Raw genomic sequence first — 12562 nt, forward strand, 5'->3', positions numbered from 1 at the left:
GGGACGCCAAGGTTCGACCGGAGAAGACAATGGCCGACATCCGTTTCCACAAGAATGACCTGCCCGATCTTTCGCACTACGATGTCGGGGCGGTGGCCATCGACACCGAGACGCTGGGGCTGAACCCGCATCGCGACCGGCTGTGCGTGGTGCAGATTTCGCCGGGCGACGGCACCGCCGACGTGATCCAGATTGCGCCCGGCCAGAAGAAGGCGCCGAACCTCGTCAGCCTGCTGAGAAATCGCAGCGTGACCAAGCTGTTCCACTACGGGCGCTTCGATCTTGCCGTGCTCTACAATGCGTTCGGGGTGATGCCCGAGCCGGTGTTCTGCACCAAGATCGCCTCGCGGCTGACCCGCACCTACACCGACCGGCACGGGCTGAAGGATATCTGCTTCGAGCTTCTCGGCGTCGGCCTGTCCAAGGCGCAGCAATCGTCGGACTGGGCGGCCGAAACGCTGTCGCCCGAACAGCTCGAATATGCCGCTTCCGATGTGCTCTATTTGCACCGATTGCGCGATGTCTTGGCCGGACGGCTGGCGCGAGAGGGGCGGACCAAGGAGGCCGATGCCTGCTTCCGCTTCCTGCCGACGCGTGCCAAACTCGATCTGATGGGCTGGGGCGAAGAGGATATCTTCGCCCACAGCTGAAGCCCGCGCGAGGATCGGCTCCGGCGGCCAGTTGGAACCAGATGCAGGCCGACGCGTTCTGTCGGCTCAGTTTGTCGGTTCAAGGGGGGATGACGTGGCGGACAGAAAGCCGATATCGACTGCGCCGAGGGACGGCTCAAAGGTCTCCGTCACCTGGAAGGACAGCGACGGAGTCGTCAACGAATCCATCGCGCAATATCGGGACGACGGCTGGTGGGTCTACACCGATAGCCACACACAAAAGAAGGTCGAACCGACCAGCTGGCGGCCTGCCGCAAGCGACGATGACGATCAGTGAGCGCGCCGCTGGCGAGGCTGGCGGCTTTCGAATAGCCTGAACTCGTTGATATCGAGGCCGATTCGGAGCTTTCCGTTCCGCCGTCGCCCTCTTGCTCGGAGGAAATCGCTATGGGTGTCGAAAGCCTGATCGTCTTCATCATCATTGGTGCCATCGCCGGCTGGCTCGCCGGCCTCATCGTCTCGGGTTTTGGGTTCGGCCTGATCGGCAACATCATCGTCGGCATCGTCGGCGCGTTCATCGCCGGCTGGCTGTTCCCGCGGATCGGCTTCTCCATAGGCGGCGGCGTTCTCGCCTCGATCATCCATGCCACTATCGGCGCCATCATCCTGCTGGTGCTGGTCAAGGTCCTGAAGCGAGCTTAGCTCGATAACCGAAAGAGCGCGCCATGAAACAGAATACGCTCTATCTCGTCATTGGCGCGCTCGTCGTCGTGGTCATTGCGCTCGGTATCTATGTCTATCGGGAGCAGACCAAGCCGAAGGGCGTCGAGCTCAAGATCGACGACAAGGGCATCTCGATCCAGCAGAATTGATAGCATCGGACCGGCGCCGCCGATCGTCGTGTCGGGCATGCGGGCGGCGCGCTGATGCGCCGTCCGGGCCGATCCGCCAGCAATTGAATCCACATTGCTTTGATTTTTCCCGACTTAACCCGCCCTTAAATCGCCGCATCTACTCTTCAACCCGAACGCCATAGGCATCGGGGATATCAAGCACAGCGCATGGCGAACCGCAGAGACAGCCGCATCGAACCCAGTTTCGAGGCACCGCCGCAGGCGAGATCCTCGGCGGGTCTTTCGGCGAACGAAGAGGATCGCGTCGTGCCGAGCAATCGCAAAGCCTCCGCAAAACGCAAATCATCGAAAGCGAAATCGTCACGCGGTGGACGTGGCAGAAGCCGGCGCGGCCTGTTCGGGGTGTTCGGCCGGCTGTTCTACTGGTGCTTCGTGCTCGCCATCTGGGGCGGCATCGCGGTGGCCGGCATCGTCGTCTACTACGGCGCCAAGATGCCGGCGGCGACGACCTGGTCCATCCCCGACCGCGCTCCCAACATCAAGATCGTCTCAGCCGATAACCAACTGCTCGCCAATCGCGGCATGAGCGGCGGCGAGGCCGTTGGCCTGCACGAAATGTCGCCCTATATCCCCGAAGCCGTCATCGCCATCGAGGACCGCCGCTTCTACTCGCATTTCGGCATCGATCCGATCGGCCTGTCGCGTGCGATGGTGACCAACTTGCTTGGCGGGCATTTCTCGCAGGGTGGCTCGACGCTGACCCAGCAATTGGCCAAGAACCTGTTCCTGACGCCCGACCGCACGCTGGAACGCAAGGTGCAGGAGGTGCTGCTGGCGTTGTGGCTGGAGCACAAGCACACCAAGGACCAGATCCTCGAAATGTACCTCAACCGGGTCTATTTCGGCTCCGGCGCCTATGGCGTCGAGGCGGCTTCGCGCCGCTATTTCGGCAAGAGTGCGCGCGACGTCACCTTGTCTGAAGCGGCACTGCTCGCCGGCCTTCTGAAGGCGCCGTCGCGGCTGTCGCCGGCGCGCGATCCGAAGGCCGCCGAGGAACGCTCGCAGCTGGTGCTTGCCGCCATGCGCGACGAGGGCAAAATCAGCGGCAAGGAGCTGGCTTCGGCGATGAGCGCGCCGGCAACGCGCGCGCCGTCCTACTGGACCGGCTCGGAGAACTACGTCGCCGACACCATCATGGAAGAACTGCCTGACCTGATCGGCGACGTGCGCGGCGACATCATCGTCGACAGCACCGTCGATCTGACGCTGCAGAAACTCGCCGAACAGTCGATCCGCAAGCTGATCGACGACAGCGGCAAGAAGCTCAACGTCACCCAGGGCGCCCTGGTGTCGATCGACGATTCCGGCGCGGTTCGCGCCATGGTCGGCGGCTACGACTATTCGACCAGCCAGTTCGATCGTGCCTCGGAGGCACGCCGCCAGCCGGGTTCGGCGTTCAAGCCGTTCGTCTACATGGCGGCACTTGAGGCCGGCCGCACGCCCGACAGCGTGCGCAACGATGCGCCGATCAAGATCGGCAACTGGACGCCCGACAATTACGGCGGCAAGTATTTCGGCAAGGTGACGCTGGCCACGGCGCTGGCGAAATCGCTGAATTCGGTCGCCGCCCAGTTGACCATGGAGGTTGGGCCGAACGCGGTTGTCGAGGCGGCGCACCGCATGGGCATCCAGTCCGACCTGCAGTCCAACACCTCGATCGCGCTCGGTACCTCGGAGGTGACGCCGCTGGAGCTGACATCGGCCTATGTGCCGTTTGCCAATGGCGGCTACAAGCCGGACATCCATTTCATCCGCCGCGTGACGACCACCGACGGCAAGGTGCTTTACGACAGCGGTGGCGGCAATGCGCCGCGTGTCGTCAAGCCTGAGATCGTTGGCATGATGAACTCGATGATGACGGGTACGGTCGAGATCGGCACCGCCAGGAAAGCGGCTTTCGCCTGGCCATCCGCCGGCAAGACCGGCACCAGCCAGAATTCGCGCGATGCCTGGTTCGTCGGCTACACCGCCAATCTCACCACCGGCGTCTGGTTCGGCAATGATGATGGCAGCCCGATGAAGAAGGTCACCGGCGGCGCGCTGCCGGCGCAGGCCTGGCACGAGTTCATGGTCGCCGCGCATGAGGGCGTGCCGGTGCGGCCGCTGCCCGGCACCTGGAAATCGACACCGGCCGACACCATCGTGCCCGACGAGATACCCTCGGCAAACAACAGCCAGCCGGCGCCGGTTCCGTCCGCGTCCGTTGGCCGGCAGGCGCCTGATGCGCAGGCAGCGGCCCCGGTTGCCCAGGCGCCAGCACCGGTCCGCACGGTCCGTCCCGCCCAGACGGTCGATGCCGATGGCCTTGCCATGCCGGAGGACGAGGGCGCCACCGCGTCGATCAAGCACCCGGTGCCGCCCGGCAATGTCGGCGGCCCGCTGAAGAAGAAGCAGACCTCGATCCTCGACATACTCGGTGGGGGCTGAGCGGCAACTCGCCTCTCGCCACCTCGACGTGGTTCAGCTACATCTCCGGCCCGGAGATCCGACATGGCTGAACTCGACACCAGAAAAACCATCGTGCTGACCGGCGCCAGCCGCGGCATCGGCCACGCCACGGTCAAGCGGTTTTCGCGCGAAGGCTGGCGCGTCATCACCTGTTCGCGCCAGGCCTTTGCCGAGGATTGCCCATGGCCTGCCGGGCCGGAAGACCACATCAAGGTCGATCTCGCTGATCAGGAGGATGTCGGCATCGCCGTGTCGGAAATCCGCCACAGGCTGGAAGCGCATGGCGGCCAGCTGCACGCGCTGGTTAACAATGCCGGCATCTCGCCGAAGCTCAAGGACGGCAACAGCCGGATGGACTCGATCGAAACGCCGATGCATGTCTGGCGCGACGTGTTCCAGGTCAATTTCTTCGCGCCGATCATGCTGGCGCGCGGGCTGTTCAAGGAATTGGCGGCGGCCAAGGGCTCGATCGTCAACGTTACCTCGATCGCCGGCACCCGCGTACATCCCTTCGCCGGCACCGCCTATGCGACTTCGAAGGCGGCACTCGGCTCGCTGACGCGCGAGATGGCGCATGATTTCGGCCCGCACGGCATTCGCGTCAACGCCATTGCGCCGGGCGAGATCGACACCGCGATCCTGTCGCCGGGCACGGACAAGATCGTCGAGACGATACCGCTGCGGCGCCTCGGCACCACGGCGGAGGTCGCCGACATCATCTTCTTCCTGTGCTCGCAGCAGGCATCCTACGTGACCGGTTCCGAAATCCACATCAATGGCGGCCAGCACGTCTGAGCCGGTTGGCGGTCAGATCGTTCTTGCCCGTCCGGCAAGAGCACCGAAAGCCGCCATCAGCAAGGATGCGACGGCGCAAAATGCCAGGGCCGCGCTCCAACCCCCGGTCGCATCACGCGCAAGGCCGACAAGCGGCGGACCCGCTGCCGCCAGCGAATAGCCCAGACTTTGTGCCATTCCAGAAAGCGCGGCCGCTTGATGGCTGTTCGAGGCTCGCAGGCTCACAAATGCCAGGCCGAGGACGAAGGCGGCAGCCGCGCCGAATCCGAACAGCGCGACCCATAGCGGTGCCAGGTCTGGAAGCTGCCATAGACCGAGCAGCGAAAGGCATGTGAGAACCGATACGCCGATGGCGAGGGCCTGCTGGTTCTTCATGCGGCGGACGGCCGGACCGAGGATCAAACCGGGAACCGCGGTCGCCAATTGCAGCAGCCCATGCATAGAGCCAGCACCAGCCGCGGAATAGCCCGCCTCCATAAGAATGGCCGGCAGCCATCCAACGACGACGTAGAACACCAGCGAGGTCAGGCCGAGATAGGCAGTCACCTGCCAGGCGAGCGATGACTGCCAGATGTGGCCGGCACTGGACGCAGAAGTATTCTCCGCGGTTGAAACCGAGCTGAGCCGCAGTTGAGGAAGCCAGGCCATCAGCGCCATTGCCGGAAAGATCAACGTGCCGGCGAGGGCAAGATGCCAGTTCGACCCCGGCAGCGCGGCAAGGGGGATCGCTGCTGTCGATGCGAGCGCCTGGGCCAGTCCGGAGGTGATGGCGTAAGCCCCCGTCAAGCTGGTGATCCGGTCCGGAAAATCCCGTTTGAGCAGGCTCGGAAGCAGAACGTTGGCGACGGCAATTCCGCCTCCGAGGATGGCCGTGCCGAGGAATAACGCCCAGATCGAACCGGTCGAACGCACGACGATCCCGGTCGTGATCACAAGCAAAGCGCCGAACAGCGATCGTTCCATACCGTGTCGGCGCGCCAGGATGGGCGCGAACGGTGAAATCGCGGCGAATGCGAGCAATGGCAGGGTCGTCAGGAGCCCGGCCTCGGCCGCGCTGATCCCGTTGGTCTCGCGGATCATTCCCAGCATGGGTGCCACGCCAGTGAAGGGCGCGCGGAGCGTCGCGGCGATCAACATGATGCCGACCACGAGAAGGCCATGGCCGCTGGAAGTCCGAACGATCTCTCTTATCGTCATCGCGCGCTCCTGATCTGAGTAGGTGCGACCATGGTGAGAACGGCCTTGCCGCTGAAGCTGCGCTGCCGGAGGGCTTCCAGGGCTTGGGCGATGTCTGTCCACGGCACGGTCAAGGCCACGCGTGTTTCAAGCCTGCCGACCGCGACCAGGGCGAGCAGCGAGGCGATGTCCGCGCCAATGCCTGAGCCGGAAGTGTAGCAGGCAAAGGTGTGAAGCCTCGCCCCCTCGTGACCCGGAACGAACTGGCGAAATCCAATGGGCGTGAGTTCGCCGCTGCTCGAGCCGAACATGACAATGGTGCCGCCCGGCGCCACCCGTTCGATCGCGCGTGCGAGGCTTGCGCCGCCGACCGACTCGGTGATCAGCGCAAACGGCCCCCCGGCCATTTCGATCGCTTCGACAACCCGCTCAGCGCCCAGGCCGCGGAGATCCTCGGCATGCCGGGCTGCGGCGATCGCAGTCACCGACGCGCCCTGCTCGCGGGCGATCTGGACCTGGAAGCGACCGACCGCGCCACTTGCACCGGTGATCAGGACCCGCTGGCCGGCAAGGTCACCGCCGAGGCGCAGGGTGCGCAGCGCGGTCGTTCCCGCGACCGGAAGCGTGGCGGCGGAGACGAAGCTGACGTCATCCGGGAGGACGGCGAGACGGTCGGTTGGAACGGCCACACGTTCGGCCCAGCCGGCCTGGTCGACCAAAGCCACGACCCGGGCGCCTGCAACTGGTCCAGAGCCATCGGTTGCTGCGCGTTCGACAATCCCAACAATGTCCTGGCCGGGTATCCAGCCATTCGGACGTATGGCGAGCAAGCGCAATTCGCCACGGTTCAAAGAGGTCGCGTGGACCGAGATCAGCGCTTCGTTCGATGCCGGCTGAGGCTCGTCGAACTCCGCTAGCTGTAGCCCGGTGGGGCTATCGGGAGAGATGACTAGGGCGAGCATGGTTCATACCTCATTGCTGCGTGGTGGACGCGTCGCGGCGGCGGGTCTTTCCGGTTCGCAGGCGGCCGGTGATCGAAGAGCCGGAACCTATCGACTTTCCCTCCTGAATAATTTAGATATCAAAGCAATCGATCGCTAAAAATCGTCAATCATGAGACAACCCCTCCGCTTCCCCTGGCCCGATTTCGATGTGGATGAGCTTTCCGAGCCGGTGATTGCCGTGCGCGTCGACGTCACCGAGACCAGGGCTGAGGTTCCCTCCCATTGGCACCGCAAAGGCCAACTTGTGTTCGCGCTCGGTGGTGGCGTCACCTGCCGCGTCCCCAGCGGTCTATGGATGGTTCCGCCGCATTGCGGCGTGTGGGTTCCCGGCGGTATGGAGCACAGCAATATCGCCACCGCCAATGCCCGGATTTTCTTCGTGTACATCGAGCCGGGATCCGCCGATCTGCCGGACCGGTGCTGCACGCTGTCGATCTCGCCTCTGCTGCGCGAACTGATCGTCGAACTGGCCGACCATGGCCAGGACGACGATTCGCGCATGGCTGTGCTGGCCAGGGTTCTGCTCAGCGAACTGCCGCGCATGCCTGTCCAGCAACTGCATATGCCGATATCGTCAGAGCCGCGCTTGAGGCGGATCGTCGATGCCTTGGCTGAAAATCCTGCCGACCGCAGCAATCTGGCAGAATGGGCCCAGCGTGTCGCTCTCAGCGAGAGCAGCCTGGCACGCCTGGTGGTGAGAGAGACAGGCCTGAGTTTCGGACGCTGGCGCCAGCAATTGCATCTGATCGTCGCGATACGGGAGTTGGCCTCGGGCGCGAGCGTGCAGCAGGTTTCGGCAGATCTCGGCTACGAGTCCGTCACGGCCTTCATCACCATGTTCAAGAAGGCGCTGGGCAAGCCGCCTGCGCAGTATCTCAGCAGCGTCGCGCAGAATGGCGGCTCTGCATTCGTTGCGTGATCAATTCGATTGAGGGTAGGTTGTCGAGTTCGACAGGCCAAAATGTCGCCGGTCACCGACCCATCCCTTGGCATGCGGAAGCTCAGGCCGCGGCCTGCGGCTTGTGACCGAGGACCTCTTCGACAATGCCGCGGGCGATCTCGCGCTCGCCCATGATCACCGTGTCGGCGCCGAGCCCTTTGAGGTGATCGACCTCGGCGTCGGAATGGGCGCGGGCGATGACGTTGATGCCGGGATTGGCGGCCCGCGCCCGCAGGACGATCTGACCGGCCTCGAAGGCGTTGGGGATGGCCAGGATCAGCCGCACGGCACCTTCAGGATTGGCGGCGGCGAACACTTCGGCATTCGCCGCATTGCCGGATACGGTCTCGATGCCGTCAGCCTTCAGTCTGGCCAGTGTCTTGTCGGCGTCCTCGATGACGAGGAAGGGCAGGGCGGCCTCTTTCAGCGCCGCGCCGACGAGGCTGCCGACACGGCCATAGCCGATCAGGATGGCGTGGTTGGCGAGGGTTGTCCTCGGCGGTGGCCCGTCCTGCTTGTTGGTCGCCGCAACTGAGGCCACCTGGCCAGGTTCCGTCGCCGGGCCGACCGGCTTTGCCTCGACCGGCGGCGCCGTCCTGGCGGCACGCCGCTCCAGCCACGGCTTCATCCAGTCGATGGCCAGGAACATCAGCGGGTTGAGGACGATCGACAGGATGGCGCCAGCCAGGATCAGGTCGCGGCCCTGTTCGGGCAACAGCTTCAGCCCAACACCGAGCTCGGCCAGGATGAAGGAGAATTCGCCAATCTGGGCCAGGCTTGCCGAAATCATCAGCGCAGTGGCCAGGGGATAGCCGAAGGCAATGACGATGACGAATGCCGCCAACGATTTGCCGATGACGATGATGGCCAGCGTCGCCAGGATCGGCCAGCCATTGCTGATCAGGCTGAACGGGTCGAACAGCATGCCGACCGAGACGAAGAACAAGACGGAGAAGGCATCGCGCAGCGGCAGCGATTCCTCGGCGGCGCGATGGCTGAGCTCGGACTCGCTCATGATCATGCCGGCGAAGAAGGCGCCCAGCGCCAGCGAGACACCGAACAGTTTCGCCGCGCCGAAGGCGACGCCGAGCGCTATGGCCAGCACGGCCAGCCGGAACAGCTCGCGCGAGCCGGTGTGGGCGACGTAGTGCAGGATCCAGGGAATGACCCGGCGGCCGACCACAAGCATGACGACGACGAACGCGGCGACCTTGGCCAGCGTGATACCGACGACGCCCCAGATGCCGTAGCTGGCCGGCAGAGACAGCAAGCTGCTCGCGTGGGCATCCGCCTGCTCCTGGCCGCCGAGCACGCCGGCAAGAGCCGGCAGCAGCACCAGCGCCAGCACCATGGCCAGATCCTCGACGATCAGCCAGCCGACGGCGATGCGGCCGCGTTCCGTCTCGATCATCCGCCGCTCCTGCAAGGCGCGCAGCAGCACGACGGTCGAGGCGACCGAGAGCGCCAGGCCGAAGACCAGGCCCGCGCCCATCGACCAGCCGAGCATCCAGGACAGGCCGGCACCGAGTGCGGTGGCAAAGCCGATCTGGACGATGGCGCCGGGCACGGCGATGGCGCGGACCGACAGAAGATCCTTCAGCGAGAAGTGCAGGCCGACGCCGAACATCAGGAGAATGACGCCGATTTCGGCCAGTTCATTGGCGAGGCCGGCGTCGGCGACAAAGCCCGGCGTGTTCGGCCCGACCAGGACGCCGGCTACGAGATAGCCGACCAGCGGCGGAATTCGGAAGCGATTGGCGAGAGCCCCGAAGACGAAAGCCAGCCCCAGACCGGCGACGATGGTGGCGATAAGGGGCGTGTCATGCGGCATTGTCTATGGAGCGCCTTTCAAACCAGGGATGTCGGATGTGCGCCGCCCGAAGCCGCCGCCTGTTTGCAATATGGTGGAAGGGGTGTCGGCGATGCAACCCGCAGGGGCGCGAAATCGACGACGATTCCGCAAATACTCCACCGGCGGCCGAGGAAGCCGCCAGTCAGCCCGGAGTTCCGAAATGGCCAACGATCAGGCTGCCTGGAGCAGGGCCTCGATCTCGAATATGGCGTGGTTGGTCAGTGTCTTGGGAATTTCGGCGGTCACTTTGTCCTCAACTTCCTTGTGCAGTTTCTTGCGCATGGTTCCGAGCACCATGGGCGGTGCGACAAGCACGATCTCGTTGAACTCACCGCTGTGCGCGAGCTTGTAGAGCCGGGCGGCAATCTCATCGGCGAAGCGCTCCTTGCCGACCTTGTGCCAGTCCGTGTCCTCGACCGCGCTGCGATGCACTGATGGACCATCATTGTATCGACCGGGGCTGTCGGTGCCTTGCTCACGTGTGGGCGGGTTGTCCTGTTTCATCTCATGCACCACCTCCAGGTTCGGAAATTTGTTGTCGCCCGCATTTCTCAGGAAAAGCGCCTTCTCGCCATCGGCTACCATGACCCAGATGCCGTGCTTCATGTTGATCGTGTTCATGGATGACTTGTTCCTTGTTCGACTGCCGCGGCATTTCGTGAGCCCTGCGCAGCCGGGTTTCGATGTGACGTGATGGACGTATGGGCAACGCGTCCGGAACCGGTAATGTTCCGCCAAAGGGCCGAGCCGACGTTCGTCATCACACGCGGAACGGCGTCATCCGATGCATATGACTTTAATCTACTAAATTGGTAGAATTTAGAAAAAACTGTTTTGCGACATTTCGCGCTGGGCGCCAAAAGAGGCGCAAATCAAGGCCTGCGGCAGCAGCTTGAATCCGCGCCATGCGCCAATGAGGAATATTTTTCTCTTGGCCGGGAAGCTTTCAGAAAAGCGATTGCATCCCGACAAACGATGCGCGAGTGCGTTCCTTCAGGTTTTCCGCGCCCACGCGTAGAACTGCAAGCCTGTTCAGGATTCCGCTCCGCGTCATGCCGCACACTGCTCCCAAGCTCAACGCCTTTCCCGTCTTCATGCGGGTCGAGGGCGAAGCTGTGGCCATCGTTGGCGGTGGCGAAGAGGCGCTGGCCAAGGCGCGGCTGATCGGACAGTCGAGCGCGGTCTTGCGCATTGTTGCGGAACACGCCGAGCCCGACCTGTTGGCCTTCATCGCTCAGGCCGGCGCGAGCCATTTTGCCACGGCCTACGACGCGTCTCAGCTCGAAGGCGCGGTCATGGTGTTTGCCGCCAGCGGCGACGAGGAACTCGACCGCCGCGTGGCCACGGATGCGCGCCGGATGGGTATCCCGGTCAATGCCGTCGACCGGCCGGAACTCTGCGATTTCTTCACCCCGGCGCTGGTCAACCGCGCGCCGGTCGCCATCGCCATCGGCACCGAAGGCGCAGGCCCGGTGCTTGCCCAGATGCTGCGCAGCCGCATCGACCGCATGCTGTCGCCGTCGCTCGGGCCGCTGGCAACGCTTGCCGCGTCGTTTCGCGGTGCTGCCGAGAAGCTGCTGCCGAAGGGCAATGCCCGCCGCCGCTTCTGGAGCGACTTTTTCGGCGGTGCGCCTGCCCATGCCGTGGAAGCTGGCCAGCTTTCGCAGGCGCATGACGCCGCCGTCGATCTTCTGCTTTCGAACACGGCGGCCTCGGGTCACATCGCGCTCGTCGGCGCAGGTCCTGGCGCCGAGGATCTTTTGACCTTGCGCGCGCACCGCCTGCTGATGGAGGCCGATGTCATCGTCCATGACGCGTTGGTGCCGGAGTCGGTGGTTGCCATGGGCCGCCGTGATGCCGAGCGCCTGCCGGTCGGCAAGCGCAAGGGCTGCCACACCAAGAGCCAGGCCGAGATCAATGCGCTGCTGGTCGAACTCGGCCGCCAAGGCAAGCGCGTCGTGCGGCTGAAGTCGGGCGATCCGCTGGTGTTCGGCCGGGCCGGCGAGGAGATGGCCGCATTGCGCGACGCCGGCATCGCCTATGAGGTGGTTCCGGGCGTCACCGCGGCCTTCGCCGCCGCCGCCGATTTCGAATTGCCGCTGACCTTGCGCGGCGTGTCGTCGTCGATGGTGTTCACCACAGGCCACGACCTCAAGGGCAATTCGCTGCCCGATTGGGCCAAGCTTGCCATTTCGGGCGCCACGGTCGCTGTCTATATGGGCCGCTCGGTGGCGGCCGAGGTTGCCGGCCGGCTGATCGAGGCCGGTCTGTCGCCGGACACGGCGGTGGCCGTGGTCGAGAATGCCAGCCTTGCCAACCGCCGCCGCTTCCATGGCACGCTTGCCGACCTGCCGTCGCTGGAAGCGCGCGCCGATCTTTCCGGCCCGGTGATGACCATCATCGGCGATGCGGTTGCCGGCGCCAACTTTGAACGGTCTGAGCCGCTCGCGGCACACAGGCATGAAGGCGTGTCCGCAACTGCCGCCGAAGGAGTCCAGCAATGAAGATACTGACCGCCAACCGCCTGACCGACGGCATCGCCGTCTGGTATGCCGATGGCGGCTGGGCCGAGACGGTGGACCATGCCGATCTCGCCCATGACAAGGCTGCCGAGGATCGCCTGGAAGCGATCGGCACCAGGGCCTATGCCGCCAATGAAGTGGTCGACGTTAATTTGATCGACGCGGATGTCGTCAACGGCATCGTCGAGCCGGTGCGGTTGCGCGAGAAGATCCGCGCCGCCGGCCCGACCATCCGCAACGACCTCGGCAAGCAGGCTGCCCGGGCAGCTTAACAGGACACCAGGCATGGGCGGAGGCGCC

At 64.5% G+C, this 12562-nt stretch carries 13 protein-coding genes; 9 read left to right on the forward strand and 4 right to left on the reverse strand.

Annotation, left to right across the window (positions count from 1 at the left end; genetic code table 11):
* Positions 1 to 29: 29 nt before the first annotated feature.
* The 6 genes from AC1RZR_RS10200 to AC1RZR_RS10225 all read left to right on the forward strand — a co-directional run bounded on the left by AC1RZR_RS10200 (position 30) and on the right by AC1RZR_RS10225 (position 4768).
* The gene (locus AC1RZR_RS10200) at positions 30 to 650 is read left to right on the forward strand and encodes a ribonuclease D (protein WP_481828423.1); all 621 of its coding nucleotides are present in this window, start codon (positions 30 to 32) and stop codon (positions 648 to 650) included.
* 94 nt (positions 651 to 744) lie between these two features.
* A complete protein-coding gene (locus AC1RZR_RS10205; protein WP_477277991.1) occupies positions 745 to 948 on the forward strand; it encodes a hypothetical protein in 204 nt (67 codons plus the stop codon).
* 110 nt (positions 949 to 1058) lie between these two features.
* Positions 1059 to 1313 (forward strand): GlsB/YeaQ/YmgE family stress response membrane protein, encoded by a 255-nt coding sequence (locus AC1RZR_RS10210; protein ID WP_379103042.1) that lies wholly within the window; start codon positions 1059 to 1061, stop codon positions 1311 to 1313.
* A gap of 23 nt (positions 1314 to 1336) precedes the next feature.
* Positions 1337 to 1483 (forward strand): hypothetical protein, encoded by a 147-nt coding sequence (locus AC1RZR_RS10215; protein ID WP_013529552.1) that lies wholly within the window; start codon positions 1337 to 1339, stop codon positions 1481 to 1483.
* A gap of 189 nt (positions 1484 to 1672) precedes the next feature.
* The gene (locus AC1RZR_RS10220) at positions 1673 to 3952 is read left to right on the forward strand and encodes a transglycosylase domain-containing protein (RefSeq protein ID WP_481828424.1); all 2280 of its coding nucleotides are present in this window, start codon (positions 1673 to 1675) and stop codon (positions 3950 to 3952) included.
* 63 nt (positions 3953 to 4015) lie between these two features.
* On the forward strand, positions 4016 to 4768 hold the full coding sequence (locus AC1RZR_RS10225; protein ID WP_477277986.1) for an SDR family NAD(P)-dependent oxidoreductase: 753 nt from the start codon (positions 4016 to 4018) through the stop codon (positions 4766 to 4768).
* Positions 4769 to 4780: 12 nt separating this feature from the next.
* On the opposite strand, the gene AC1RZR_RS10230 is transcribed toward AC1RZR_RS10225, so the two are convergent.
* The gene (locus AC1RZR_RS10230; RefSeq protein WP_481828425.1) at positions 4781 to 5905 is read right to left on the reverse strand and encodes an MFS transporter; all 1125 of its coding nucleotides are present in this window, start codon (positions 5903 to 5905) and stop codon (positions 4781 to 4783) included.
* A gap of 56 nt (positions 5906 to 5961) precedes the next feature.
* Positions 5962 to 6906: a zinc-binding dehydrogenase gene (locus AC1RZR_RS10235; protein WP_481828426.1), complete on the reverse strand. Its 945-nt coding sequence runs from the start codon at positions 6904 to 6906 to the stop codon at positions 5962 to 5964.
* 151 nt (positions 6907 to 7057) lie between these two features.
* Between AC1RZR_RS10235 and AC1RZR_RS10240 the strand changes: the two genes are divergently transcribed.
* Positions 7058 to 7867, forward strand: a complete 810-nt coding sequence (locus AC1RZR_RS10240; protein ID WP_481828427.1) for an AraC family transcriptional regulator — start codon at positions 7058 to 7060, stop codon at positions 7865 to 7867.
* 82 nt (positions 7868 to 7949) lie between these two features.
* Here AC1RZR_RS10240 and ybaL read toward each other — a convergent pair whose 3' ends face one another.
* Both ybaL and AC1RZR_RS10250 read right to left on the reverse strand, forming a co-directional pair.
* Positions 7950 to 9719: a YbaL family putative K(+) efflux transporter gene (ybaL, locus tag AC1RZR_RS10245; RefSeq protein WP_477277978.1), complete on the reverse strand. Its 1770-nt coding sequence runs from the start codon at positions 9717 to 9719 to the stop codon at positions 7950 to 7952.
* Between the two features lie 192 nt (positions 9720 to 9911).
* A complete protein-coding gene (locus tag AC1RZR_RS10250) occupies positions 9912 to 10361 on the reverse strand; it encodes a baeRF12 domain-containing protein (protein ID WP_477277976.1) in 450 nt (149 codons plus the stop codon).
* Positions 10362 to 10792: 431 nt separating this feature from the next.
* Here AC1RZR_RS10250 and cysG point away from each other — a divergent pair, with 431 nt between their 5' ends.
* Positions 10793 to 12244, forward strand: a complete 1452-nt coding sequence (gene cysG / locus AC1RZR_RS10255; protein ID WP_481828428.1) for a siroheme synthase CysG — start codon at positions 10793 to 10795, stop codon at positions 12242 to 12244.
* Positions 12241 to 12534 (forward strand): DUF2849 domain-containing protein, encoded by a 294-nt coding sequence (locus AC1RZR_RS10260; protein ID WP_477277972.1) that lies wholly within the window; start codon positions 12241 to 12243, stop codon positions 12532 to 12534. Before cysG ends, AC1RZR_RS10260 begins: the two co-directional genes overlap by 4 nt.
* Positions 12535 to 12562: the final 28 nt, after the last annotated feature.

This window comes from Mesorhizobium bavaricum, assembly GCF_056781655.1.